The 26,566-nt window shown below is 68.6% G+C and carries 16 protein-coding genes; 3 read left to right on the plus strand and 13 right to left on the minus strand.

Annotation, left to right across the window (positions count from 1 at the left end):
* Positions 1 to 43: 43 nt before the first annotated feature.
* From IEJ02_RS14865 to IEJ02_RS14875, 3 genes are all read right to left on the minus strand, one after another.
* Entirely contained in the window at positions 44 to 1,483 is a 1,440-nt protein-coding gene (locus IEJ02_RS14865) for a glycoside hydrolase family 43 protein (RefSeq protein WP_191065305.1), read from the minus strand.
* A gap of 133 nt (positions 1,484 to 1,616) precedes the next feature.
* Positions 1,617 to 3,263, minus strand: coding sequence for a glycoside hydrolase family 27 protein (locus IEJ02_RS14870; protein ID WP_191065306.1), 1,647 nt, complete (start codon positions 3,261 to 3,263; stop codon positions 1,617 to 1,619).
* A gap of 71 nt (positions 3,264 to 3,334) precedes the next feature.
* Positions 3,335 to 4,450, minus strand: coding sequence for an arabinofuranosidase catalytic domain-containing protein (locus IEJ02_RS14875; protein ID WP_223863838.1), 1,116 nt, complete (start codon positions 4,448 to 4,450; stop codon positions 3,335 to 3,337).
* A gap of 611 nt (positions 4,451 to 5,061) precedes the next feature.
* Here IEJ02_RS14875 and IEJ02_RS14880 point away from each other — a divergent pair.
* A complete protein-coding gene (locus tag IEJ02_RS14880) occupies positions 5,062 to 5,982 on the plus strand; it encodes an alpha/beta hydrolase family protein (RefSeq protein WP_137975940.1) in 921 nt (306 codons plus the stop codon).
* A gap of 113 nt (positions 5,983 to 6,095) precedes the next feature.
* On the opposite strand, the gene IEJ02_RS14885 is transcribed toward IEJ02_RS14880, so the two are convergent.
* Positions 6,096 to 8,816 (minus strand): family 78 glycoside hydrolase catalytic domain, encoded by a 2,721-nt coding sequence (locus IEJ02_RS14885; RefSeq protein WP_498067034.1) that lies wholly within the window; start codon positions 8,814 to 8,816, stop codon positions 6,096 to 6,098.
* Between the two features lie 463 nt (positions 8,817 to 9,279).
* Between IEJ02_RS14885 and IEJ02_RS14890 the strand changes: the two genes are divergently transcribed.
* A complete protein-coding gene (locus tag IEJ02_RS14890) occupies positions 9,280 to 10,209 on the plus strand; it encodes an extracellular catalytic domain type 1 short-chain-length polyhydroxyalkanoate depolymerase (RefSeq protein WP_191065307.1) in 930 nt (309 codons plus the stop codon).
* A gap of 208 nt (positions 10,210 to 10,417) precedes the next feature.
* Here IEJ02_RS14890 and IEJ02_RS14895 read toward each other — a convergent pair whose 3' ends face one another.
* The 8 genes from IEJ02_RS14895 to IEJ02_RS14930 all read right to left on the minus strand — a co-directional run bounded on the left by IEJ02_RS14895 (position 10,418) and on the right by IEJ02_RS14930 (position 20,387).
* Complete coding sequence (locus IEJ02_RS14895) at positions 10,418 to 11,461, minus strand: LacI family DNA-binding transcriptional regulator (RefSeq protein ID WP_191065308.1); 1,044 nt, start codon at positions 11,459 to 11,461, stop codon at positions 10,418 to 10,420.
* Positions 11,462 to 11,612: 151 nt separating this feature from the next.
* Positions 11,613 to 12,995: an MFS transporter gene (locus IEJ02_RS14900; RefSeq protein WP_191065309.1), complete on the minus strand. Its 1,383-nt coding sequence runs from the start codon at positions 12,993 to 12,995 to the stop codon at positions 11,613 to 11,615.
* A gap of 197 nt (positions 12,996 to 13,192) precedes the next feature.
* A complete protein-coding gene (locus IEJ02_RS14905) occupies positions 13,193 to 14,113 on the minus strand; it encodes a dihydrodipicolinate synthase family protein (RefSeq protein WP_191065310.1) in 921 nt (306 codons plus the stop codon).
* A gap of 186 nt (positions 14,114 to 14,299) precedes the next feature.
* Positions 14,300 to 16,057, minus strand: coding sequence for an amylo-alpha-1,6-glucosidase (locus IEJ02_RS14910; protein WP_191065311.1), 1,758 nt, complete (start codon positions 16,055 to 16,057; stop codon positions 14,300 to 14,302).
* A gap of 49 nt (positions 16,058 to 16,106) precedes the next feature.
* Positions 16,107 to 16,955: a carbohydrate ABC transporter permease gene (locus IEJ02_RS14915; RefSeq protein ID WP_191065312.1), complete on the minus strand. Its 849-nt coding sequence runs from the start codon at positions 16,953 to 16,955 to the stop codon at positions 16,107 to 16,109.
* Entirely contained in the window at positions 16,952 to 17,929 is a 978-nt protein-coding gene (locus IEJ02_RS14920; RefSeq protein WP_191065313.1) for a carbohydrate ABC transporter permease, read from the minus strand. The genes IEJ02_RS14915 and IEJ02_RS14920 overlap by 4 nt, the downstream gene beginning before the upstream one ends.
* Before the next feature lie 20 nt (positions 17,930 to 17,949).
* A complete protein-coding gene (locus IEJ02_RS14925; RefSeq protein WP_191065314.1) occupies positions 17,950 to 19,197 on the minus strand; it encodes a sugar ABC transporter substrate-binding protein in 1,248 nt (415 codons plus the stop codon).
* Positions 19,198 to 19,328: 131 nt separating this feature from the next.
* Complete coding sequence (locus IEJ02_RS14930) at positions 19,329 to 20,387, minus strand: LacI family DNA-binding transcriptional regulator (protein WP_191065315.1); 1,059 nt, start codon at positions 20,385 to 20,387, stop codon at positions 19,329 to 19,331.
* A gap of 508 nt (positions 20,388 to 20,895) precedes the next feature.
* On the opposite strand from IEJ02_RS14930, the gene IEJ02_RS14935 reads away from it, so the two are divergent.
* Positions 20,896 to 24,510, plus strand: coding sequence for a LamG-like jellyroll fold domain-containing protein (locus IEJ02_RS14935; RefSeq protein ID WP_191065316.1), 3,615 nt, complete (start codon positions 20,896 to 20,898; stop codon positions 24,508 to 24,510).
* A gap of 72 nt (positions 24,511 to 24,582) precedes the next feature.
* Here IEJ02_RS14935 and IEJ02_RS14940 read toward each other — a convergent pair whose 3' ends face one another.
* Positions 24,583 to 26,565, minus strand: a complete 1,983-nt coding sequence (locus IEJ02_RS14940; protein WP_191065317.1) for an alpha-L-fucosidase — start codon at positions 26,563 to 26,565, stop codon at positions 24,583 to 24,585.
* Position 26,566: the final 1 nt, after the last annotated feature.

Below are 26,566 nucleotides of genomic sequence, written 5' to 3' on the forward strand. Positions count from 1 at the left end.
CCACGACGGGGCGGTCGCGCGGCCCGCGCCGGCCCGTCGGCCATCACCCGCCTGGCCGCCCCGGCGGGGCAGTGGTGGCGTCGGCGGTGAACCGCCACCAGTCCGCGTTGACCAGGTAGCCGCTGCCGCCCGCAAACCGTAGATACAGGTCCTGCGTGCCCGTGAGGCCGCTGACCGGGCAGGACACCGTCGTCCAGGTCTGCCAGCCGCCGGTGTTCGGCACACCGCACCGGCCCACGACCGTTCCGTTGGGGCCGCCCAGACGCAGTTCGATGGAACCGCCGCCGGTCGCCGAGGCCACGCGTGCGGTGAAGGAAGACGGGCCCGAGCCGAACGCGACACCCTTGACCTTGATGTAGTCGCCGTTCTCGGTGTACCCCACGTTCATGCCCCCCTCACTGGACGGCTCGGTCTCGATCCCGGATTCCCAGGCGATCGTTTCGGCCTCCTGACGGATGTAGGGGTCGAGCGCGCCGACCTGCGGCGCCCCGGTACTGGTCATGTTGATCGTCGGGATGGTGCCGTCGGGCTTGTAGGAGAACTTCTCCACGGCGACCGAGCGGGTGTAGCCGCTCCCGCCCGGAAGCGCGCCGTTGTGGTAGAAGAAATAGGAAGTGCCTTTGAAGTCCACGATGCCCGGGTGGTTGGTGAAGCTGGCGCCCTGCGTGGGCATGATCGTTCCGCGGTAGGTCCACGGTCCGGTCGGACCGGGGGCGGTGGAGTAGGCAATGAACTCCGAGCAGCACTTGGCGGCGTACACGATGTAGTACAGGCCGCCTCGCTTGTAGACCCAGGGCCCTTCCTCGAACAGGGTGGGCCGGTTGGGATCACCGGTGCGTGTGCCGAAGCCCGCCGTGGTGAGCGGGATCTTGGCCGGGCTGCCGGAGTAGGAAATCATGTCGGGGTTCAGCCTGACGTACCACAGGTTCGGGTTGCCCCAGTACAGATACGCCTGGCCGTCGTCGTCGATGAAGACGGTCGGGTCGATCTCGCCGTTCCCCACCAGCGGGTGGCCGAGGGCGTCGCGGAACGGTCCGGTCGGGCTGTCCGACACTGCCACGCCGATGGCCATGCGGCCGGTCGCGCGCTCCGTCGTCGGCACGTACCAGTAGAACTTTCCGTTGCGGTTGACGACTTGGCCCGCCCAGGCGTTGGCGGACGCCCAGCTGAAGGAGGCCACACTGAGGGGAGAGCCGTGGTCGGTCCAGTTGACCATGTCGGCGGTGGACCACACCCGCCACTCTTTCATGGTGTAGTTCGTCGAGTTGTCCTCGTCGTGCCCGGTGTAGAGGTAGACGCGGCCGTCATAAACCAAAGGTGCGGGGTCGGCGGTGTAGATGTGCTGCACGATCGGGTTGTCCGCCTTGGCCTCCGTGGGAAACACCGCGGCGGGCGCGAGGGCGAAGGCCAGCAGGAGACTCGCCGCCCAGGCGACCGCTCGGGCGAGTCTCGTACGGGTGGGTCGAGGTCGTGCCGGGGTCATGAGCGCCTCCTGGAGGAGCCGGGTGGACTACAAGCCGATGGCACGGCGGCGGGCATCATCACGGCAGGGAAGGGGTGGGCCGGCGGCCGGGGGGTGGACGGCCCGGGGCCGGCCGACCGGTGTGCGGCGCCGCTCACCCGCGGGTCCACCGCTGGTTGCCCTGACCGTTGCAGGTCCACAGGATCAGTGGGGTTCCGTTGGCCGTGCCGGCTTGGTCGACGTCCAGGCACAGACCGGCGTGGACGTTGCGGACCGAACCGTTCGCCTCGAGTGTCCACTTCTGGTTGTCCTGTCCATTGCAGGGCCAGGTGATGACGCGTGTGCCGTTGGTGGTGCCCTGGTCGTAGGCGTCCAGGCACTTGTCGCCGAAGACGCGTATCTCCCCGCCGGCCCAGGTGGTCCACAGCTGGCTGGCGGCCGTGTGGCAGTCCCGGATCACTGCCCTCGCCCCGGCCGCGGTCGAGGCGTTCTCCACGTCCAGGCAACGGCCGGACCCGTCACCGCGCAGCCGGGAGGTGGTGGCGGCCAGCGGAGTGCCGCCGGTCACCCGGAACGCGGCGACACCGTGTGCGGGCACACTCGCCGAGACCTGTCCGGTCGTGCTCGATGTGCCGCCGGTCCACAGGTCGGTGAGGGTGAACGATCCGCCGGACAGGCCGATCTGGGCCGCCGTGGCGGTGACGGTCGCCGTGCCGTTCCCCCGGTTGAACAGGCCCACGGCGACCGAGCCGTCGGACAGGGGCTTGGCGAACACCTCGGTGTCCCCGTCGTCGCGCACTCTGCGCCCGCCCGCGCCCAACGGGTCCTGGTTCACCGCCAGCAGGCGCGGGTTGCGCAGGACCGCGCTCACATCGGCTGACATGGTGCGGATGTCGTTGCCCGCCATGAGCGGCGCGGCCATCAGCGCCCACAGGGCGAAGTGGGAGCGGGACTCGGTCAGCGACAGCCCGGGGCGGCCGACGACGAGCATGTCGGGGTCGTTCCAGTGGCCCGGACCCGACTGCGCGGCCAGTGGCGCGGTGACGTCCACGACGTTGCCCACGCCCATCGGGTAGCTGTTGGTGTTGCCGTTCTGCCAGATGTCGAGCAGGTCCTCGGTGGTCCGCCACAGGTCGGCGACCTCGCCCCAGTTGTATGTGTCGCCGGTGATGGCGTGGTAGCTGTTGGGGTTGATGCTGTAGACGATCGGGCGCCCGGTCGCGCGCAGCGCGTCGCGCATGAGTGTGAACCGAGCGACCTGCTCGTCCCGGGTGCCGGCGGAGGAGCACCAGTCGTACTTGAGGTAGTCCACACCCCACGAGGCGAACGTGCGAGCGTCCTGGGTCTCATGGCCCTTGCTGCCGGTGGCCCCCGGGTAACTGCCCCCGCCCTGCGCACACGTGCGCTCGTTGGGCACCTGGTAGATGCCGAACTTCAAGCCTTTCCCGTGGATGTAGTCCCCGAGCGCCTTCATTCCGCTCGGGAATTTTGTCGGGTTGGCCCGCAAGTTGCCCGCGGTGTCGCGTTGCGGGTCGAACCAGCAGTCGTCGACCACCACGTATCGGTAACCGGCGTCCCGCATGCCCGAGGAGACCATCGCGTCGGCGGCCTGACGGACCTGTGCCTCGGTGACCCCGCACCCGAAGCTGTTCCAGCTGTTCCAGCCCAGCGGTGGGGTGAGCGCCGGACTGCCCGGGGCCGCCTGGGCGGCCGAGTGGCCCGAGGCCGTCGTGGTGAAAACGGTGCCGATCAGCGCGGCAGCCGTGAGGAAGCGGAGTAATCGTCCGCGTGGTTTCGACACGAGAGGGTTCCTTCCTGGAAGGATCGAGGCGATCGCTCGCGGCGCTCATCGGGGCCGGGAAGCACCCGGGTTCAGCGGTAGCCGGTCGTGGTGATATTGACCTGCACGGCGTTCTCCGTCTGGTCGGAGGGGTAGCCGGAGACCATGGCTCCCTCGTAGAACGTGCCGGCGCTGAGGTTGGTGTTGCCGTTGCAGCAGTCACCGCCGCTGCCCAGGATGATGGCCCCCTGCTTCTTCATGGGGTTGTAGCCACTGGGGAGCGAGCCGGCGTACAGGGTGGTCAGGTTCCCTGACTGCGCGTTGCTGCCCTTGATCGCGAACCGACTGGTCCCGTTGTTCTTCAGTGTGGCGGTGACGAACTTGCTGGTGAAGGCTCTCTGGTTCGGGTTCCAGGACTGGCTGCCCCCGGAGTACAGGCCCCATTCGAGGTCTGCCTGGACCCATGGGCCGTTCCCTGAACATCCGCCGAACCAGCACTGGGTGCTGAAGTTGATCGCGTCCATGGCTCCGGGGCCGTCGGCCTTGCGGGTGGTCTCGCTGTTGCCGTAGTCGAAGCAGCAGCCGCTGTTGACGTGCGTGCCGCTGGTTACCATGTACATGGCCTCGGGCGCGCTGCCGGTGGGGACGCCTGTCGTGTGGCCGTCACGCCAGTAGCTGTTCTTCGGGTTGATGTACAGCGAGTAGGCCCTGTTGCCCCCGACCGTCAGCGATTCACTCGTCGCGTTCGCGGCGGTGTCGGAGCCGCCGACTCCGCCCGGCCCCTGGTAGCCCAGGTCGTTGCCGTGCCCGGACTGGTCGTAGACCCAGGTGATGACGCATGAGGTACCCGCGCAGAACGCGTCCTGGGCGGCGGCGTTGGCGACGCCTCCTGCCGTCAGGGCGCCGATGTCCCGGGTCGCGTTGTCGGACGAGCGCCTGACTTGGTACAGCTTGCCGGCGTACGAGCCATAGAGCGCCCGCACCGTGCTGTGCGCGGCCACACACGGCGTGCCACCCGAGGCGTAGATGTCACAGGGGCCGGTGCCGGCGGCGGACGCCGGCACCGGTCGGCCGAACACCGCCACCAGTACCGCGATCAACATCAGCGCCGAGCCCGTGGCCAAGGCGGTGGGCGAACGCCGTCCGCGGGACACCCCGCCCGGCACGGAAACCAATGAGGACTGCACCGTCTCCTCCTGGAAGGGCATCTGATCAGGGACATGACATATCGGCTCGTGCCGCAGGTCAACTGGATGGCGTGGGACACAAGAGGCAGTGATTCGAAATTTCGAACTTCCGTCGAAACACCGGACAGAGATGGATGATAGGGGAGCCCCGAAGGCTGTCAATACCGCACACCGGACCGGCGTGGAGATCGCGATGAAACCTCAGCCGGGCGGTGGTCCGGCGGGGCGGCATCGTCGGCGACATGTGATGTTTGACCTCTCCCGCCACCCATGTCGCAGGGCTGTCGTCCCGACTTCCGTAGCAGGCCCCCGTATCGTTCGACGTCAAGTCTCTTGACAGTCCCAAAGATCCCATGGGACCCCTAGAGGGACATGGGATGTATCGGCGCGCCCTGCTGCCCGTCCCGTGCCCGCGCTCCCGCCTCCGCACATGCTGCCGGAAGGTCATGTCATGCCGACCCCGTGATCACCCAGACCAACAACAACTCCTGAGCGCCCGGCCCCTGGCTCATGGGCCAGGGGCCAAACATGACGGCCCAACCCCCTGAGCAACCTCCGCGGGATCCCCCTCTCACGCTGGTGCACCGCGCCGGTGTGGCCCGCTCACCCCTACACACAACAAGGAGTCACCCATGTCGATGCGACGGCGTTCCTTACTGGGTCTCGGCGTGGCCGCGGCCACGGGCGTCGGCACGTCCCTGCTCGGCGGCAGCGCGGCCGCCGGCACCCTGTCACCACGGATGGCCTCACCGCGGCAGGCCCCCACCGCGCAGTTCGCCATCGGCGTGCGCCAGTTCAACTGGTCGCGCGGCAACCGCCAACTGACCACGAAGATCTTCTACCCGGCCTCCGGCGCCGCGGGCGGCAATCCCATCCCGAACGCGCCCATCGCCAACGGCGTCTTCCCCATCGCCGAATGGAGCCATGGCATGGGGTGCAACTCCGACTGCTACTCCTCGCAGACCCACGATCTGGCCGCCGCGGGCTTCATCTGCCCCGCCCCTTCGTTCTCCGACAACACCAACATCGGCAGCGTCTACAACGGCAACTGGTCGAAGGACGTCTCCGAGGTCCTCACCCGGACACTGGCGCTCAACACCACCGCGGGCGACCCGTTCGCCGGGCACATCGACACCCGTGCCGGTGTCGGTGTGTCCGGCCACTCGATGGGCGGGATGACCACCCACGGCCTGCTCACCGCCTGGCCGGACAACCGCATCGTCGCCGCCGTACCGGTCGCCTGCGTGGACATGGGCAACCCCGCCGGCCTCCACGCCAAGGTGCTGTTCATCCACGGTGACCACGACCCGACCTGCGACTACAACTCGGCGCGCGCCGCATACGCGGAGCTCCCCTCACCCAAGGCGTTCCTCACTCACGTCGGGGCGGACCACGGCCAGTACCTGACCCCGGACTACCGGTACTACGCCCAGACCAAGAACACCTTCCTGGACTGGTTCCGCTGGGGCCTGTACGGCGACACCGCCGCCCGCGACCGCCTGCAAGGCGACGCCACCAGCAACGGCACCTCCTGGCAAGCGGCCCTCACCTAGTGAGTCGGTCTTGAGTTTGCTCGTCGCCGCGTGAGGGGCACCTTGCCCGGCCGCTCCAGCAGGCCCGGGAAAACCTCAGCATGGCCGGCCACTGAGGGCCGTCCCGTTCACCGTCAATGGGCTTGGACAGTGAACGTCCAGGTCCCGGAGCCGACTCGGTATGAGACCGCTTGGTCGGTGACCTGCGTCTTCCTCGCTTCGGTGGGGGCTTGGACGCGGATGTCCTCATCGGTCAGAGGCACCCGTACCACCGCACGGCTGTTGGCCGGGATGGTGACGGTCAGCCGCAAGGTGCCCCGTGTCTTCTTCCAGCTGCTGGCGACGCGGCCACGCACCGTCTCCTGCGCGGCGGACACCTGGTCGAGGGAGTCGGGGATCCGCGGCTCGACCGCGATATCGCGGTAGCCGGGCTCGGTGGGCCTGATCCCCGCGAGAACGGTGTAGAACGAGGCGTTGATACCGGCGAACATCGCGTGGTCGTGGGTTTCCATCGAGGAGCGGTAGAGCCACTGCTCCCAGGTGGTGGTGGCCCCGTTGGCGAGCTGGAAGCCGAAGCCGGGATAGGTGTGTTGGTGGAGCATGGTCATCGCCAGGTCGATCCTCCCGGTGCAGGCCAGCGCGTCAACCAGGTAGCGGGTGCCGAAGATGCCGGTGTCCAGGTGGCCGCCGTCGTGCTCGACGATGGTTCGGGCGAGTTGGTCGCCGACGTCGTCGACCCTGTCGGCGGGCACCAGCCCGAACGCCAGCGGGAGGATGCTGGTCACCTGGCGTCCGCTGCCGTACCTATCGCCGGCCTCGTTGAGGAAGCGCGCGTTGAACGCGTCCTTGATGCGGCCTGCCAGGGACTCGAAGTGGCGGGCGTCCTGCCGGTGCCCGAGGACGCCCGCGGCCTTCGCCGCGGCCTCGGCCTGCTGGTAGGAGAGGGCGGTGTTGACCAGGGAGACCTCACTGAAGCAGTCCCCGGCGGTGGGGCTGCCCATGCCGTCGTTGGCCTCCGGCCTGTGATCGGGCGGGCACCAGTCGCCGAAGCCCTTGTCCGCGGGCCAGACGAGCCCGGGCACCTCTTCGGCGTTGCGGTCCACGAAGCGCTTCATGTCCGGATAGGCCATCTCCAGGGCGCTCCGATCGCGGTACTGCTCGTACAGGGTCCAGGCCAAGGTGACCTGACCGCCGGCCATGTCGGGGTACTGTGCCTTGACGTCGTCGGAGGGCAGCTCCGTGCCCGGGGGCAGGTCCCGCAGATACTTCGCGTAGAAGCTCCCCATGCCGAACTCGCGTGTCGCGGCGTCCCGGTAGGCCTGGACGTCCATGGCCGGAGGGGTACGCTCGTCACGCACCGGGGTGTCGGTGGGCGTGCTCATGGAGTTGTTGAGGACGCTCCAGCGGTTGTTGTGCCAGATGCGGTTGAGAACCTCGCTGGAGGAGCTGAAGGTGCCGGTCGACGGCACGTCCGCGTGGACGACGCGTGCGCGCACGTCCCCGAGGCCCGCCGTCCCGGGGAAGCCGATGACCTCCAGGTAGCGGAAGCCGTGGTAGGTGAAGCGCGGTTCATAGGTCTCGCGACGGCCCGTCCCCGCCAGGGTGAAGGTGTCGGTCGCCGCGGCATCCCGATTGGTGGCGGCGTCCAGCGTGCCGTCGGCGTTGAGCTCCTCGGCCGTACGCAGGGTGATGCGCGTGCCGGCCTCGCCCTTGGCACTCAGGCGGGCCCAGCCGGCGATGTTCTGGCCGAAGTCGTAGACGTAGGTGCCCGGCCGGAGCTCGGTCACCTTCCTCGCTCTCAGGGTGTCCGTCACCCGGACCGGCGGCATGGTATTCGACCGCAGAGCACCCTGCGGCGCGTCGACCATCGACACACCCTCCCAGGAACGGTCGTCGAAGCCGGACTCGTCCCAGCCATCCTGTTCCTTCCGGGCATCGTAGGACTCACCGTCGTACAGATCATCCGCGGTGATCGGCCCGATGGACCACTTCCAGGACGGGTCGGTGGTGAGGCGGCGCCGGGTACCGTCGGTGAAGGTGACGTCCAGCAGCGCGATCGCCTGCCGCCGGCCATTCCAACGGAAGCCGTACCGGCTGAAGTTCTCCCCGTAGCCATGGCCCAGCCACAGTCCCACGGTGTTGCCACCTTTGCGCAGCGCCTTCGTCACGTCGTACGTGTCGTACAGCACCCGCCGGTCGTAGGGTGTGTTCGCGGGCGCGAGGACGCGGTCGCCGACCTTCGCGCCGTTCAGGCGCAGCTCGTGGAAGCCGAGACCGGCCACATACGCCCGCGCGCCGGCCACCTCCTTGTCCAGGGAGAACTCCTTGCGCAGCAGGGGAGCCCCGGCCTGTGGATCAGAGGGGCCGATCCACCGCGCACCCTCCCAGTCCTCGGGCGCGCACAGCGCCGTCTCCCAGGAGGACGGGGCGCTCCACGCCGACGCCCTGCCGTGCTCGTCCCAGACGCGAACCTTCCAGTGGTAGCGCGTGCGTGGGCTGAGCCGCTGACCGCCGTAGGGCACCCCGACGGACTCGTCGGAGCGTCGTTTGCCGCTGTCCCAGACGTTGCCCTGGTCGTGCGCCAACCGCTCGGCGGACGTGGCGACCAGGACCTGGTAAGCCGACTGCATGGCATTGCGCGACGGGGCGTCGAGCTTCCAGCCCAGCAGAGGGCGGGCGGCGTCGACTCCGAGCGGTTCGGCCCGGCCGTCGACGGTGGCGCCACTGACATGGAGCCCGCTGTCGGCGACGGCAGTCGGGCTGCCGGTGACCAGCGCCGTGGCCAGGAGGAGCGCGGCGGCACCGAGCGGTGCGAGCACACCTCGGACAGATGCGAGTCTGCTGCGTCCGCGCACGTCGAGGACCTTTCGCAGGGGTCTCGGCCAAGTGTCGCCGGGCAGGCGGATAAAACGATTCAATCAGTGTGTGTTGGTTATAGCAGTGCCAGCTGGACGCGTGAAGGGCACGAGGGCTGGTGCGTTTCTGTGGCCGCGGACCATCGAGCGCGCCAATGATCGACGCCCTCGGAAGCTTCCGGAAGTTTTCGGCTGCCGTTCGTTCCTGTGTGGATGGCTGATTCCCCGTCACATAGCTGACCTGAAGGCTGTTGGATCGTGGTGGAAGTGCGGTGTAGGTTTGCTGAGAGAGTCGCGGCCAGTGAAAAAGCTCTAGAAAAGCTCCGAAAGTTTTCATAATGCGTTCGGTGCCCGGGAGTGCCTTGGAGTGCCTTGAGCCAACATTGAACGCCGTGTTGTGGGGTGTCATGGCCATGCCTAATCTCATGAGTGAATCTCGTGATCACCAGGAGGTGGTTGCACCATGACCCCCATCAGAACCGTGCTGGCGGCTGTCGCCGGCGCCTTGGCACTCCTCGTCTCCGGTCTCGTCTTCGCGCCGCAGGCAACGGCGGCTTCGCTCGTGGAGGTGACCAGCTTCGGCAGCAACCCGGGCAACCTGCGCATGCACGTGTACGTGCCGGACTCCCACCCGGCCAAGCCGGCGATCGTGGTCGCCATGCACGGCTGCGGCGGCTCGGGGCCGGGCTTCTACCAGAGCAGCGAGTTCGCGTCGCTGGCCGACCAGCGCGGCTTCGTCGTCATCTACCCGACCGCCACGAAGCAGACGGCGATGAGCAACTGCTTCGACGTGTGGTCCGATGCCTCCAAACGCCACAACGGCGGCAGCGACCCGGTCTCGGTCGTCTCGATGGTGTCTTATGTGGAACAGCACTACAACGGCGACCCGCAGCGGGTCTTCGTCACCGGTAGCTCGTCCGGCGGCATGGAGACCAGCGCGCTGCTGGCCGACTACCCGGACGTCTTCAAGGCCGGCTCGGCGTTCATGGGCGTCCCCTTCGGTTGCTTCGCGAACGAGGCCGACTTCCCGCCGTGGACGAGCAAGTGCGTGGGTGGGAACATGCACAAGACGCCACAGGAATGGGGCAATCTGGTCCGGCAGGCCTACCCGGGCTACTCCGGCACCCGTCCTCGCGTGCAGCTTTGGCACGGCACCAACGACACGCTCGTGCCTTTCCAGCTCATGCAGGAAGAGACCAAGCAGTGGACGGACGTCTTCGGGCTGAGCCAGACGCCGACCTCGACGGACCAGCCGCAGCCGAGCTGGACGCGGCAGCGCTTCGCCGGGACTGACGGCGCGGTGCGGCTGGAAGCCATCAGCGTCTCCGGGGCCGGGCACCAACTGCCCATGGGTGGCATGGCCGCGGCGGCCGTGCAGTTCTTCGGCCTCTGAGCCTGTTGCGCGAGCTCGGCAGTTGGCCTGACCTGATGATTTCCGGGACTGGCGATCGGTCTGCTGCACGGTGTCTTTGCCGGCGCGTGTCCACGCACGCGCCGACGAGCTTTGCGTCGAACCCGACCGCAACGGTTCGCCCATCCAAGGGCTCCGCGTCTGGCGTCGCTGACGGCGGGGGAGATGCCCATTCGGCCGTTGCCGGCGGTCAGGCCGCACGCCCGGTGGTACGGCGGGGGATGAGAGTGGGGGCGAAGGTTCGGGTTTCGGCGGGTGCTCCGGTGATGATGCCGATGAGTTGGTCGACGGCTGCCGTGGCGATGGCATCGAAAGGGACGCGGACCGTCGTCAGCGGTACGGGCAGACGGGCTGCCAAGGGAATGTCGTTGTAACCCACCACCGAGAGGTCGTCGGGGACGCGCAGGCCCGCGCGCTGGACGGCCGAGAGGACACCGATGGCCGTGTTGTCGTTGACCGCGAAGACCGCTGTCGGCCTCGGTGCGAGGTCGAGCAGGTGGCGGCCCGCGTTCTCGCCACTTTCCATGCTGAAACTGGAGGGCAGGATCAACTGTTCGTCGGCAGGGAAGCCGGCTTCCCGCAGCGCGTCCTCGTAGCCGGCGCGGCGGCCCAGTGCGCTCGACGCATGGGCAGGGCCCGCGACCAGGGCGATGCGCCGGTGGCCGAGGTCGATGAGGTGGCGGGTGGCGAGATAGCCGCCCAGGCGGTCGTCGCCCACCGCGGCCGGGCTGCCGCCGTAGGCTCGCAGCGCCAGGACGTGCGCCACGCCCTTGTCCGCCAGTTCCTGGCAGAAGCCGCCGTCGGTACGGGCGGTGGTGAGGATCAGGCCGTCGACGCGGCGCTGGAGCAGGACGTCGCCGCTCTCCTGCTCGCGGGTAGGGTCATCGTGTGTGGTGGCGACGAGGGTGTGATAGCCGCGTTTGAGGCCGGCGGTGGCGATCTCCTCGTAGAGCATGGCCATCACGGTGTCGGTGAGCCGGGGTACCAGCACGCCGATGGTACTGGTCTGCTGGCGGCGGAGGTTGGACGCCACCGGGTTGGGCGCGTAGCCGATGGTGTCGGCGACCTCACGGATCCGCGCGGCGGACGGGCTGCGGTAGAAGCGGTGCTCGCGGTTGAGGGCGCGCGACACCGTGGAGGGGCTGACGCCTGCGGTCCGTGCCACGTCGGCGATGGTCGGCGGTTTGCCCCCGTTGGCCGCGGGCGCGAAGTCCCCGGTCTCGGGCCTGTCCATCGTCCTGGTGTCCCCTCCGTCGGCTCCTCGACACGACCAGCCTATCTACTGCGCAACCCGGAGAGGAAACGATTGCACAAAAGGGTGTGCGCGACTTCCGGCGGATGCTCCTGTGCCGCCCGTGGGCGGCACAGGGCGCAGTGGCGATTGCTCAGGGTGACAATTCCTCCAGGACTCTGCCCTTGGTTTCGATGGCGAAGACCGTTGTGACCAGGCCGCCGATGAGTGCCACGGCGGCGAAGGCGGTGAACACATAGCGGATGCCGAGGTCCGCGACGATCCAGCCCACCATCAGCGGACCGATGGACGACCCCGCCCGCAGCCACGCACTGCCGAAGCCGGTGCCGATCGCGCGCAGCCGGGTGGGGTACAGCTCGGCGGAGTAGAGGTACAGGGAGAAGGCGATGGTCTGCAAGATCGCGTAGGCGATGGGGGCGAGTACGACGACCTCGGTCGCGGTGGTGGCGCCCAGCGCCGTGAGGACGAGGAGCGGCACGGTGGTGACGAAGAAGGCGACGGCATACCACCGCTTGCGGCCGACCTTGTCGATCAGCAGCGCGCAGATGACGGAGGCGATGACGCCCACGCCCGAGGTGATCCAGCCATAGGCGAGGCTGGTCTCCAGGGGGAGATGAAAGACCTGCTTGTAGAGGGTGGGCAGCCAGGTCACCAGCCCGTTGTTGATCATGTAGACACACACCCACAGGACCCAGATCATGAGGGTCCGCTTGAGGTAGATGCCTTGGAAGAGCTCGCGCCAGTCCGACCGGGCCGCGGACAATGTGTCCACCGGGCGGACGACCGGCTCGGGCAGCGGCAGACGCTGTTTGGTGGCGTCGGCCTCCAGTTTCCGTACGACGGCCTCGGCCTCCTCGTGGCGGCCCTTGGCGGCGAGCCAGCGGGGGGACTCGGGCATCAGCCAGCGCAGCGGGATGGCCAGGACGGAGGGGATGAGACCGACGACGAACAGCGCCCGCCAGCCGAACACCGGGGCCAGGAAGTAGGCGGCGATCCCGGCGAACATCAGGCCGGCGGGGAAGATGACCTCGTACATGAGGAAGAAGCGGCCGCGCTTGCGGGCCCCGATGAACTCGTTGATATAGGCGCTGGCCACCGGTACCTCGCCTCCGGTGCCGACGCCCTGTACGAATCGGAAGATCATCATGGCGGTGCCGCTCCAGGCGAAGAGGCACGCGATGTCCATCGAGACGAACAGCACGATGGTGATGAGCAGGGTGTGCAGGCGGCCGATCCTCTCCGCCAGTGCCCCGAAGACGAGTGCGCCGACGAGCTGGCCCAGGTATCCGGCCGAGAGGATGAGGCCGACCTGGGAGGAGCTGAGGTTCCACTCGTCCACCAGTTGCGGCATGGCGAACGCGATGGCGAGGACGGTGTAGGCATCGAAGAAGGTGGCGCTGCCGACGATGACGCGGATCAGGGTTAGGCGGCGTGTGACGGGAAGTCGTTCGAGGCGGGCTATCAGCGCGGCGTTCGCGGCCTTCGCTGCTCCTCCGTCGGCGACAAAGGTTGTCATGTCTGTCGTTCCTCGCCGGTGAGGGGATGCCGGCCGCGGAGAGCGGTGCGGGCCGGCGGATGGGGACACAGGATCGGCAGCTCCCGCCGCCGATCCTGCCAGGCCCGACGGAGAGACTCCGGCCGGGCGGGGACCATGGGCGCCTGCGACCGAGCGATGGGGAGCGGACTCGGCCAGGCAGGGGGGCGGAGCGCCGGTCAGATGAGCTGGGCCTGCTTCAGGGCGAACTCGATCTCGGCGGCGGCCCGCTCGCCGAGCGGCTGGAGCGGCTGGCGCACGGTGGCGTCCCTCAGGACCCCGCGGGCCTTGAGGCCGATCTTGAGCGCGACGGTGCCCTCCATGTGGGATCCGCGGTGGTACACGGCCTTGGTCACCGGCAGCAGCCGGTCGTGGACCTCCCGGGCCTTGGCATAGTCCTTGGCCTTGCCCGCGGCGATGAGCTCGACCAGCGGCTCGGGGGCGAGGCCGCCGTAGCCGACCAAGGCGCCGTCGACGTCGAACATGGTGTGCAGCAGGTATTCGTCGTGGCAGGTGAGGATCTGCAGGTCGGGGAACTGCTCGCGCAGGACCGGGATCTCGGTGTCCCAGCGGCGCATGTTGCGCACGCCGTTCTTGGTGGCGACGGTGCCGGGCTGGGCGGCGATCTCCAGTTGGGTTTCCAGGTCGTAACTGGCCTTGGTGGCGTCCGGGTACTGGAAGAGGATGTTCTGCAGGCCGGACTCCTCGTGGATGGCTCGGTAGCGCTCCTGTGGTGCACCCTTCTGGAACCCGAAACGCAGCCAGCCGTGCGAGGGGTATACCAGCGCGCCGATCGCCCCGGCGTCCGCCGCTCGCTTCGCCTCCAGGGCCGCGGTCTTCGTGCCCTCGGTGGTGATTCCCGCGATGATCGGCACTCGGCCCTCGACCGCGTCGACGAGCGTGCGGATGAGCGTGACCTGCTCCTCCGGCGTCAGGTACGTCCCCTCGCCGGCGTGCCCCAGACACACCAGCCCCTTCACGCCCTGCACGGAGACCAGCCAGCGCGCGAGATCGGCGTTGGCCGCGTGGTCCACCTCGCCGTCGGCTGTGAATGCGGTGACGGGGGCGGGGACGAGGCCCCGCAGATCCATTGGACTCATGACACACTCCTTGTGCAATCGATGACGGAATCGATTGCACAACTGTCGTCGGCCGTACGTCAAGGGGTAGGGCGCCGCAACATGGCGCGGTTGTAGGCGCACGCCGACGGGGGCGCCGCCGGCCTCGGCGACGAGGAACGAGTCGAGCACCGCCGCGACGAGGGGAAGCGCGTGGCGCGGAGGAGCTTACGCGCCGGTCCGTGACGTGGTGGCGAGGTGGCGGAGTTCGTGGGCCTCGGCGAGAAGGAGGTAGCTGCTGGCGGTCCAGGTGTAGGCGCGGTCGCGCAGGCCCGTTCCGGTGAGGGCGTCGAAGTTCTCGGCGAAGCCGTGGGTCTCGCACAGTCGCCGGAAACGGGCGCTGATCTCGTCGGCGAGGCGGCTGTGTCCGGCGCGGCGCAGTCCGTCCTCGATGAGGACGGTGGTGGGCGCCCAGATCGGACCGCGCCAGTAGCCGTCCGGGCGGTAGTGCGGCGAGTTGGGCAGTTCGGTGGCGAGTCCGTACGGAGTCAGGTGGGCCTCGATCCGGGCGGTCAGGGCCTTGCCGACGTGTCCGGGGAGGTGCTCGCCCAGCGCTATGGGCATCAGGTCGAGCAGGCTGGAGGTGTTCCAGGTCTTCGAGCTGTGGACACCGCGGGTCACGAACCGTTCCTCTGTCCACAGCTCGTCGAGCATCGCGGCCTGGGTCGCGTCGGCGGTTCGGCTCCAGCGCCGGGCCTCGTCGGGAAGGCCCAACTCGCCCGCCATCGCGGCGAGTTCGCGGAGCTGGAGAGTGAGGAACGCGGCCAGGTCCGCGGTGACCACCACGCGCTCGGGATCGAAGGTCGTGGCGTTGTCCCAACCGCTGTCGTTGCCGTGCTGGTAGTGGGGTAGAGCGGCGTGCGGTGCGCGGCGCGCGGTGAGCCAGAAGTTCGTCCAGCGTTCCAGCCGACGGTAGGCCTCGGTGAGTTCCGTGCGGCCCGGCGGTTCGGGCAGCCGTCGGCGCAGCCGGGCCAGGGCCCAGCCGTGCACGGGTGGTTTGACGAAGTTGTAGAGGACCTCCGAGTGGGTCACCGAGTCGGGCAGCGCCCCGCTCTCGTCCTGGTGGTCGAACGGCAGCAAGAACTGGTCCCAGGCCAGTTCGGGCGCCCCGGGCGCCAGGGCGAGGGCGTTGAAGCAGTGGTCCCAGCTCCAGACCTTGTCCATCCAGTGCTTGGACATCAGCACGGCGGGCCGGGTGACGAGGCCCGCCGGGGCGACGGTCGCCGACCACAGGACGTATGCGGCGAGCTCGGCGGCCGGGGTGCGGGACGAGCGCCAGGGGGCAACCGTGTCGGTGAAGGCGGCGAAGGCGTGCTCCGCGGTGGCCACGACCTGCGGAAACGTCGCCGATGAGGCGTAAGGGCGGCGTGCGCTGTCGATTTCCTCGACAGCGGCCTCCCAGACTCCGCCGGCCTGCGCGCTGATCGCGAGGCCGCGGTCGCCGCTGCCCAGAGCCTGGCTGCCGGAGACCTCGGTGCCGGCGCCGGACAGCGCGGTGATCCGGTACCGGCGCCCGGTCTCGTACGACGTGAACACGTACGCTCCGTCCACCGGGTCGCGGTAGAAGTAGGCGCCCGTGAAAGGGGTCAGGGTTGCTGCGGCCGCGGTGATGCGCAGGCCGAGTCCTTGGCCGCGCAGGCGGATGGTGTCCGGTGTTTCGTAGGAGCAGTCGATCGTGCCCTGGCGTCCGGTCCAGCGGAGCAGGCCGGGCGTCGTCTCGATACGGGTGACGGCCCGGTTGCCCGTTGCCGGGTCGAAGGGGAGGAGTCGCAGGACGGCCTGCATGCCGTTCTGGTGCGACACGAGGTGGAGGTCTTCGGCACGCTCGTTCTCCGCGAGTACACAAGAGATGCCGAACCAGGAGCCGCGGGTGCTGAACGGAATGTCGTGGATGGAGAAGGCCGGGCCGGATCGGGCGGCGGTCATGAGGGGGTTACTCGTTTCTTCAGCAGGGGTCACCGGCGATCGGCGCGGGTCAGTCCTTCATCGCGCCGGCGGTCACGCCGGCGGCGACGTAACGCTGGGCGAGGACGAGGATGACCGTCGTCGGCAGCGAAGCCACGACGGCGGTGGCCATGATGGCGTTCCACTCCTGGTTGTTGTTCCCGATGTAGTGGTAGATGCCGAGGGTGATTGGCTCATGGGTGCCGCCGCCTGCGAGGGTGCTGGCGAAGACGAAGTCGGACCAGGACCACAGGAAGGCGAACAGCGACACGGTGACAACGGCGTTGCGGCTCATGGGCAGCACGATCGACCGGAAGGTGCGCAGCGGGCCGGCTCCGTCGGCCTTTGCGGCCTGGAGCAGTTCCTCGGGAATGCCGGACATGAACGCGGTGAGGACCAGGACCGCGAACGGGACGGCCAGGGTGGAGTCCGCGACGATCAGGCCGGGCACCGACTGGAGCAAGCCGAGGCTGAGGTAGACGGCGTAGAAGCCCATCGCCATGACGATGCCGGGGATCATCTGGGCGACCAGGAAGAGGAAGCTGAGCACGCTGCCGCCGCGCGGGCGTAGTTTGGCGAGCGCGTAGCCTGCGGGTGCCGCCAGGGCCACGGTGAGGACGACGGTGCCCAGGCCGATGACCAGGCTGGTGCCGAGGTAGGGAAGCTGCTGCTCCAGGACGGCCCGGTAGCCCCTCAGCGTGCCGTGCGCGGGGAACAGGTCCGGATGCCCTTTGCGCATGTCCTGGTTCCGGGTGAAGGACACGTTCAGCATCCAGTAGACCGGGAAGAGCATGACGCCGGTGAGCAGGAGGCCCGTGGCCGTCTTCCACCACGTGGCGCGTGTCCGGCGCGGGCGGGATGGGGTCGTGATGGCTTTCATGAGGCGTACCGCTTTCGCTGGACCCTCAGATGCATCAGGCCGAACCCGAGCGCGGCAACGACGAGCAGGTTACCGACGGCCGCACCGGGACCGAAGGCGGGCAGCAGGTTGCCGAACCCGAGCCGGTAGGACCAGGTGGCGAAGGTGGTGGACGAGTCCGCCGGGCCACCCTTGGTCATGATCCAGATGATGTCGAAAACCTTGAGCGTGTAGATCAGGCCCAGCAGGAGGGTGATGGCGGACACCGGGCGCAGCAGCGGGAGGGTGATGCTCCGGAAGCGTCGCCAGGCGCCGGCGCCGTCGAGGGCGGCGGCCTCGTACAGGCTGGAGGGGATCGACTGCAGCCCGCTGTAGAGCACGACGAGGTTGAACGGGACGCCGATCCAGATGTTCGCGATGATCACCGAGGTGAGTGACCAGGACGGGGAGGTCAGCCAGTTCACGGAGTCGATGCCGACCGCGTTCAGGGCGGCGTTGACGATGCCCGAGTCGCTGTTGAGCATCCACGACCAGGTGGAGGCCGACACGATCAGGGGCAGTAGCCACGGCACGAGGAACAGGGCGCGCAGGGTTGCGGAGAGCCGGAAGTGCTCGTTGAAGAAGACCGCGAGGGCCAGGCCGATGGCGTACTGGAAGAGCAGGCAGGCAGCGGCGAACACCGTGGTGTGGGCGAGCGCCGGCGCGAACGTCGGGTCGTCGAACACGGTCTGGTAGTTGGCGAGGCCGGTGAAGGGCGCGTCGCCCCGGACGAAGGAACGGACGGTGTAGTCGCGCAGGCTCAGGTCGAGGTTGCGGTAGAGCGGATAGGCGTAGAAGAGGAGGAGGTAGAGGGTCGCCGGGGCGAGAAAGGCCCAGGCGGTCCAGTGCCGTGAGGGGGCGCGGCGGCGTGGTGTCGTACGGTCCGGTGCGGCGCCGGCCGCCTCGTCCCGGTCGGGCACGGCCCGACGGTCCGGCAGGTGTGTCGTATGGCTCATCAACAACCCCTGGAATACGGTTAGTTGGCCGCGCGCTGCGCGGCGGTGAGCGCGTCCTTCGGGGACTTGGATCCGCTGAGGGCGGACTGGATCGCCTTCCACATCTGCTCGGAGATCTTGGGGTACTTGGTGCCGAGATCACCACTGGTGCGGCCCTTGGCCGCCTTGACCGCCTCCGCCCAGGGCTTGAACTTGGCGTCGGCCGCCATCTGCTTGTCCCGCACCTCGCTGGTGGGTGCCAGGTAGGCCAGGGTGGTGTCGGTGGTGTAGAGGTTTGCGGCGCCGGTCAGGCAGGAGACCAGCTTCCGCGTTGTGGTGTAGCGGCCGGTGTCGCTCTGGACGGGGACGGTGACGAATTCGCCGCCGGTCGGCGCCGTGGCGGTGCCACCATCGGCGCCGGGGACGGGCAGGACGCCGTAGTCGAAGCCGGTCTCCTCCGCGTTGGCCAGCTGCCAGGTGCCGTTCTCGGCGAACGCGTAGTCGCCGCTCGCGAACTCTTGCCAGCTGGTGGTCTGGGTGTTGTTGATCACCGAGTTGGGGGCGTGGCCCTGCTTCAGCCAGTCGGTCCACAGGGACAGTGCCGACACGCCCTGGGGAGAGTCGAGTCGGGTCAGCTTCGCGCCCGAACCCCAGAACCAGGGCAGGAACTGGAAGCTTCCCTCCTCGGTGCCGATCGCGGAGAAGGTGATGCCCTTCTTCCCGGCCTTCTTCACCTTCGCAAGTGCCGCCGTCAGTGACGTCCAGTCCCTGACCGAGGCGATGTCCACGCCTGCGATCTCGAGGACGTCCTTGTTGTAGTAGAGGGCGAGGGTGTTGACCCCGATCGGTGTTCCGTAGGTCTTTCCGCCCGACCGGCCGGCCCCGAGCAGATTGGGGTCGACCTCGGAAGTGTCCAGCTTGTTGTCGTCGGTGGTGGTGAGAACACCGGCCTCCGCCAAGGTCGGCACCACGGGATTGTCCACGATGAGCACGTCCGGAGAGTTGTCCTGCTGGGCCGCCAGGAGCACCTTGTTCGACAGGTCGCTGGTGTCGAAAGCGGTCCGCTTGATCTTCACACCGGCCTTGCCGCCGCACTCGTTCAGCAGCTTCGTCCACGCCGAGTCCCCGGCGAATTGGGGGTACGGGTCCCAGACGGTGTAGGTGCCGCTGTCCGCCGCCTTTGTCCCGGTGCCGCCCAGGCCGGAGCCGCAGGCGGTGGCACTGGTGGCGAGAGCCAGAGCGGTCAGGACTGCGACGGTCAGACGGCGCTGTCCGGAGAAGCTGTTCATCGCGGGTTCCTTTGTTTCTGGCATGCGGGTGTCGAGGGCAACGGGTGGCCGGGGGCACACCGGACGGGGCTGACGCGCGGTTCGGGAGTTCGGGCGGGCGAGGAAGGAGGACGGGGGTCCCGTGTGTGTGATCAGAACGCCGTACGGGGCACGGCGTCCGCGGTGGGCGCGGCCCCTGGCGGGGCTCCCGCGGGCCCGGTGCTGGCCCGCAGCGAAATCGGCGGCGCGAGGAGATGCTGCCGGGGTGCCGCGTCGGGATGGTCGAGCCGCTCCACCAGCAGGTCGACGGCGAGCCGGCCCATCTCGGCCGCCGGTACGTCCGCCGCGGTGAGCTGGGGGGTCACCGTCTCCGCCCAGCGACCGGCCACGACCCCGGTGACGGAGAAATCGCGCGGCACATGCCGGCCGGCCTGGGCCAGTCCCCGGTAGAGGCCGCCCAGCGCTGCCTCGTTCAGCGTGACCAGGGCCGTGGTGGCGGGGTCGTCGTGCAGGATCCGTTGCACACAGCTCTGACCCGAGGCGGCGTCGTCCCCGCAAGCGTACGTCCGCACCGTCAGCCCGCGTTCGGCGGCGGCCTTCGTGAAACCTTCAAGGCCACGGTGCGCGGACTCGTAGCCGGCCCGCAGCAGCTGCTCGGGGCGGTTGACGAGGGCGACCCGGTGGTGGCCGAGATCCGCCAGATGCTGGACGCACGCCTTCGCCAGCGCGGTGTGATCCAGGCCCACCCACCACCCGCCTTCGGGACGAGCGGTACGGCCGATGGTGACGGAGGGGAAGCCAAGGGCGGCCAGATGGTCCACCCGGTCGTCCGCCAGCCTGATCTCCATCAGGATCGCGCCGTCGACCCGCCGTTCCCCCAGCAATCGCTGGAAGGAACGGTCGCTGTCCACGCCACTGGGCGACAGCAGGACGTCGTAGTCGTGAGCGGCGGCGGCCTCCACCACGCTGCCGATGAAGTCCAGCTGCATCCCCGTGTAGTGGTTCCCGGCCGGCGGGAAGACCAGGCCGAGGGTCCTGGTCCGCCCGTTGGCCAGGGCGCGGGCGCTGGCGCTGGGCCGGTAGCCCAGCTCATCGACAACCTGCTGGATCTTCCGGCGTGTGTCGTCCGAGACCGGGCGCTTGCCGCTCAGCGCGTAGGACACGGTGCTCCGCGAGACACCGGCCAGCCGGGCGATCTCACCGATGTTCACGGCGACTCCTAGCTCGAACCGGTTCGGCATCCCGCGGGGAGGACGGGCCCGCCGGTCGTGAGGTTGTGTCAGGGAACGAGGCGCGACGGCCGGTCGTCGAACCGGTTCGCGTGAAGTGAACGTAGGAACCATCTCAACGCCTGTCAACACCCTTGGCCACGCTGCCGCGAGCCGCCAGCGGACCGGGAAATCCTTGTGCTGGAGGGATTGCTGGCGGGGTGCCCCGGTGCTAGCTTCGCCGAACCAGTTCGATGAAGCGATCCTTCCAGCAACAGTGAACCCGACCTGAAGCGCGGGGCCGTCATCTCCGCCACTCGAAAGGTCCCGAACCTCGTGTGGCGCGTATGAACGAACCGGTTCGACACCCGCCGTCCCGGATCCCTCACCGGAGACGGCACGTGGACGAGCGGCTGGCCGAGGTGGAGCGACGGAACCTGTTACTCAAGGAATGAGGACGCAGTCCATGCCATCCGCTGACAGATCAGCGCGGCGCCGGACCCCGGCTGCCATGGCGCTGGCCCTCGGCGTCGGCCTGCTGGCCGCACCAGCCGCCCCCGCGCAAGCGGTCGGCACGCCCCGGCCCGCCGCTCACTACACCTTCGATGACAGCGACTTCGCGTCCGGAAAGATCACCGACAGCTCCGGCAACGGCCTGACGGCGACCCTGGTGAACGGCTCCACCGCGCAGTCGGTCGGGGGCACGGACGGCGGCAGGGCGCTGGCCCTGCCCGGCGGGGCACCCACCTCGAACGGTGCGTACGTGCGCCTGCCCCGCGAAGTGCTGGACGGTGCGACCGGTTTGACGATCTCCGCTCGTGTGAAGTGGAGCGGTGACAAGGTGTCCTGGCAGCGGATCTTCGACCTGGGCACCAACACCACCAAGCACCTCTGCACCACCCCCCACAGCGACAGTGGGCGGTTGCAGACCTCCGTGACCACAGGGGGCACAGGCGCGGAGACACAGGTCCGCGGTTACGCGATGCTTCCCGCGGACGAGTGGCGGACCGTGACCGTCACCCTCGACGCCTCCGCGGGCCGGGTCACCACCTACCTCGACGGCGTGGCGGTCTCTTCCGCCGAGACGACGGTCAGGGCCGGCGACCTCCTGGACGATTCCGCCACGGCCGCCGGTTACATCGGCAGGTCCTTCTCCCCGTATCCGCTGTTCAAGGGCGCCATCGACGACTTCACCGTGTGGCACGCGGCGCTCAGCGCGCATCAGGTGGCCGGTACGGTCGGCAAGGTGCCCGTGTTCCAGCGGCTCTCGCGGACTGGCTTCGACGTCCGTACGGCGACCGGGACGGCCCCGACCCTCCCCGCGGTCGTCCGCTCCTCCTTCTCCGACGGCTACGACCGCGGCACGCCGATCGCCTGGGACGCCGTACGGCCCGAGAAGTACGCCAGGCCGGGCACGTTCACGGTGGCGGGAACGGCAGCCGGGCGCGCCGTGGAGGCGACCGTCACGGTGGTCCGTGAGGGACAGCTCGATGTCGACCTCGGCTCGGACACCGGCACGTTCCACGGCGGAGCCTCCGGCACCCTCTACGGCGTGTACGGACCGGACGTCCCCACCAGCAACCTCATCGAGGGCATGGGCCTGCGCACCGTCTCCACGAAGGCGCAGGACGGCCCGCAGCACCCCGGTGCCGACGCGCTGGAGGTGGTCCGACCGCTGGCCGACTCCACCGGCGGCGACGTGTACATCTACATGACCGACATCCACCGCGGCTTCCCCTACGAGTGGCCGGGCGACACCCCCGGGCAGAAGCTCGAGCTCTACGAGGAGAAGCTCGCCGACCAGGTCGACCAGGCGCTGAAACTGCCGAAGGAGTACCAGGACCACATCGTCTTCGTGCCGTTCAACGAGCCGGAGGGAAACATGTTCGGCACCGGCGAGTGGAGCTACAACAAGGTCAGCTGGCTGAGCGACCCGGACGACTTCTTCGCCGCCTGGGACGACGTCTACAAGCTCATCAAGGGCAAGATGCCCGGTGTCCGCGTCGCCGGCCCCAACACCAGCGTCCTGTACGACCAGGTGAAGGGCTTCCTCACCCATACTCTGACCGCCGGCACCCTCCCCGACGTGGTCACCTGGCACGAACTCAGCCACCCCGAGGCGGTGCGCGAGAGCGTCGCCAGGTACCGGACGTGGGAGAAGGAGCTGTTCCAGGACACCGGCAAGGAGGGCACTCAGCTCCCGGTCAACATCAACGAGTACGCCTTCAACTACCACACCTCCGTCCCCGGCCAGATGATCCAGTGGGTGTCCGCGATCGAGGAGTCCAAGGTGGACGCCGATATCGCGTACTGGAACATCGACGGCAACCTCTCCGACTCCGCGGTTCAGTCCAACCGGGGAAACGGTCAGTGGTGGCTGCTGCACTCGTACGCCTCGATGAGCGGACACACCGTGAAGGTGAGCCCGCCCTTCCCCGGCGAGAACTACACCATGCAGGGCGTCGCCACGCTGGATGAGAACAAGCGGCAGGCCCGGCTGCTCTTCGGCGGGTCCACCGGCGAGGGCCACATCTCCTTCGCGGGTGTCCCGAAGAAGGTCTTCGGGGACCGTGTGCACGCCTGGGTGCGGGAGATCGAGTGGAGCGGTCAGGTAGGCGATTCCCCCGGCCCGAGGCTCCTCGGCGAACGGGACCTGAAGGTCGGTGACGACGGCACGGTCCTGGTCGATTTCGGTGGCGGCGAGCTGCCGAAGCTGAAGGAGTCCTCGGCGTACGAGATCGTCCTCAGCCCGGCCGGGAAGGCGAAGGGCAGGCAGTCCCCGCCCGTGCGCTGGCAGGCGTCGTACGAGGCGGAGGACGCCGCTCACACCGGGTCCGGCTACTCCACGAACGGCCCGGAGGGTTCGCCGCGCGACGTGTCGAAGTTCTACACCTCCGGCGGCTACGACGTCGGCGGCCTGCGCACCGGCTCGGACGTCACGCTCGATTTCACCGTGGACGTCCCCGAGGACGGCACTTACGACCTGGCGGTCTTCGCCAACTCCCTCAACACCTTCGACAAGGTGAGGGAACAGGGCCCCACCAACGTCTTCCTGCGCGTGGACGGAAAGGCCGACGGTGAGCGGGAACTGTACCTCCCGCTCGGCTACAAGTGGGTGGTCTGGGACCACACCGACACCAAGGTCCACCTCACCAAGGGCAAGCACACCCTCACACTTGCCGCGAAGAGCGCCGACGGTACGCGCGCCACCAAGGGCGACGCCATCGTCGACCGCCTCACCCTCTCCCTCCCCGGGACTTCGGCCGCCACCCAGGTGTACGAGGGCGAGCTGGCCTGGACGGCCGGCGGGGCACAGCCCGTGTACAACCCGCCCAGGGCCAAAATCCCTGCCACCGGCTCGGGGGCGGTCCGGCTCGCCAAGGACCAGACCGCCACCTTCTGGGTCTACTCGCCCGCAGACCGCGAGGCCACCCTCAGGGTCGACACTCTCGGCGGCGCGGACGCACGGCTCTCCGTCAACGGGTACGAGGTCCTGCGCCTGGGCAAGGGCACAGACAGCGTGGCCGTCTCCCTCTCGGGGGGCGTCAACAAGGTGACGGTGACCGGCGGTTCGTCCACCACCCTCGTCGACCGCCTTACCGTCACACCCGGCGCCGGCAGGCTCAAGGCGCGTACGTACGAGGCGCGGGACGCCAAGCTCGCGGGCTCGGCCACGCTGACCTCACTGCCCCTGGCCACCGACGGCACAGCGATCACCGGGATAGGCGGCGATCCGGACAACGGCAACACGGCGACGTTCACGGTCGCCGCGGACAAGGCCGGTCTGTACGCGCTGCGCATCCGTTACTCCAATCCCGAGCAGTCCGAAGCCACCCACTACAACCCGGACCCGCTCGCACGCCACGCCGACATCACCGTGGGCGGCGTCGAGATGCGGCGCGTCAGCTTCCCCCACACCTTCCACCAGGACAACTTCTGGGAGCTGACCGTCCCCGTCCGCCTCAGGAAGGGGCAGAACCCGATCACCTTCCGCTCCGAGGAACTGCCGAACTTCGACGGCACCACCTACGCCTCGGACACCTTCCCCGGAGTGCTGCTCCGCTCCCGCTACGCCCCGCTGATCGACCGGATCACCGTCGCGCCGTACGCGCGGGAGGTGCGGTGAAGTAGTCAGCACAAGGCGGCAGTGCGGCTCGGGCTCTGCGAGCGGAGCGGGCCGCACTGCCTGTGGGACGGCTCAGACGCCGGTGATGGTCCATTCGTTGTTGGTGCTGGAGTTCGGAGTCCACATCACCGCGGTCGAGCCGGCCGTGGTGCTGCCACTGCCGTCAAGGGCGGTGCCGGTGCCCCGATTGATGATCTGGTAGCGGTCGCCGCCGAGGCTGCCCAGCGACCACTGCTGGTTGTTGCCGCCGTTCCAGACCTCCTGGCGGGCGGGAGCGCCGTTGGCGGAGTTGCCCCAGCTGTCGGCGGCCATACCGTTGGTGCGATTCATGATGCGGTAGTAGCCGTTGCCGAGGTCGATCAGCTGCCACTGCAGATTGGTGCTCCCGTCGTAGTTCCACTGCTTGAGGTTGGATCCGGAGGCGACGTCGCCCCCGCTGTCGAGCACCAGTCCGCTTGTCACGTTGGCGATCTTCACCCAGGTCGTCGAGCCGCCCGGCGCGCCCAGGACGGGGATCTCACCGGAGAAGGTGAGCTTGACCGTGTACGCCAGGGCACTGAACGGTGGGTTGGACGAGGGCATGGTGAGGTGCAGGCCGGAGGCGTCCTGGACCGGAGCGGGCAGGTCGATGTAGGCGCCAGCGGTGTTGCTCAGCAGTTTGGCGCCGGTCAGGCTGCTGAGGTTGATCTGGTTCGAGTTCAGTGTCGTGATGGTCATGGTGCCGCCCTGCCAGCCCAGCGCGGTGGCGTAGAGGACCTTGTTGTCCCGGCTGCGGGTGAACCGGACGTCCTGCGGTTTGCCGGCCACCGGTCCGCTGAACGAGCCTCCGCCCATCTTGGTGGGGCCCTCGCCGTAACTGGTCCAGGAGCGGGTGGAGTAGACCGCCTCTCCGAAGCGGCCGAGCCAGTCGCCCATGGCGAGCAGGATGGACCGCTGCCCGGAGGGGATGGTGCCGTCGGACATCGGGGCGATGTTCAGCAGCATGCTGCCGCCCTTGCTGACCCGGTCGATCAGCGAGTGCAGCAGTGCCTGCGTGGAGTAGTAGCCGATGCCCTCCGTGTAGCACCAGCTGGAGGAGGAGATGCTGTCGTCGGTCAGCCAGTAGGGGGTGAGCAGCCCCGCCGGGCCGCCGCGCTCGAAGTCGAAGACCTCACCCTTGTTGTTGAGGCCGTCCTTGTAGGTCGCGACCACGTCCTTGTTCCACGAGACCGCCTGGTTGTAGTAGTGCGCGAGGAACTCGAGCCGGTAGGACTCCTGCACCAGGTTGAGGTCGAAGTCCTGCCAGACCAGATCCGGCTGGTAGCCGTCGATGATCTCGACCAGCTTGTCGTACCAGAGCTTGTTCTCCGCGGCCGAGCCCTGCTGGGCGTAGAGGACGCGGAGTATCGGGTCCGACTGGGACGGCACGTGGTCGTAGTAGCCGTTGAAGTGGTAGGCGTGGTGCAGCGAAGCCATGAACTTCAGCCCCTGCCCCCGGATGGCCTGCGCCTGCAGACCCACCAGGTCGAGTCTGGGACCGTGCTGGACCGAGTTCCACGGGTTGGAGCGGCTGTTCCACATGGAGAAGCCGTCGTGGTGCTCGGCGACCGGCCCGGCGAACCTGGCGCCCGCGGCCTTGAACAGCTGCGCCCAGGCGTCCGGATCCCACTTGCCGCCCTGGGAGACCGGTTTGGGGGCGAACTGCACGTAGTTGCCGGCCTTGTCGCGGGCGCCGTCGATGAAGTTGTTGTACGGCCAGGCCGAGGGGTCGCCGTAGGTGGCGATGTGGTGTCTGTTCTCGGCCGAGCCGCCGATGTACATGTTGCGCGGATACCACTCGTTCCCGAACGCGGGAACGCTGAAGACGCCCCAGTGGTAGTAGATGCCGAACTTGGCGTCCTGGAACCAGGCCGGCGCCGGGGGGTGCTGGTCCACGGAGGACCAGCTCGCGGTGTAGCTTCCGGGGCCGTCGGTCGCGGCGGCCTCGGGGGCGAACCGCAGCAGGCCGAAGGCCGTGGCCGCGCCGGCCGCCGCCAGCAGTCGGCGCCGGCTGAGTGGCAGGGAAGAGGAAGACATG

The sequence above is a fragment of the Streptomyces sp. 5-10 genome, from assembly GCF_014712245.1.
GTDB lineage: Bacteria > Actinomycetota > Actinomycetes > Streptomycetales > Streptomycetaceae > Streptomyces > Streptomyces violaceusniger.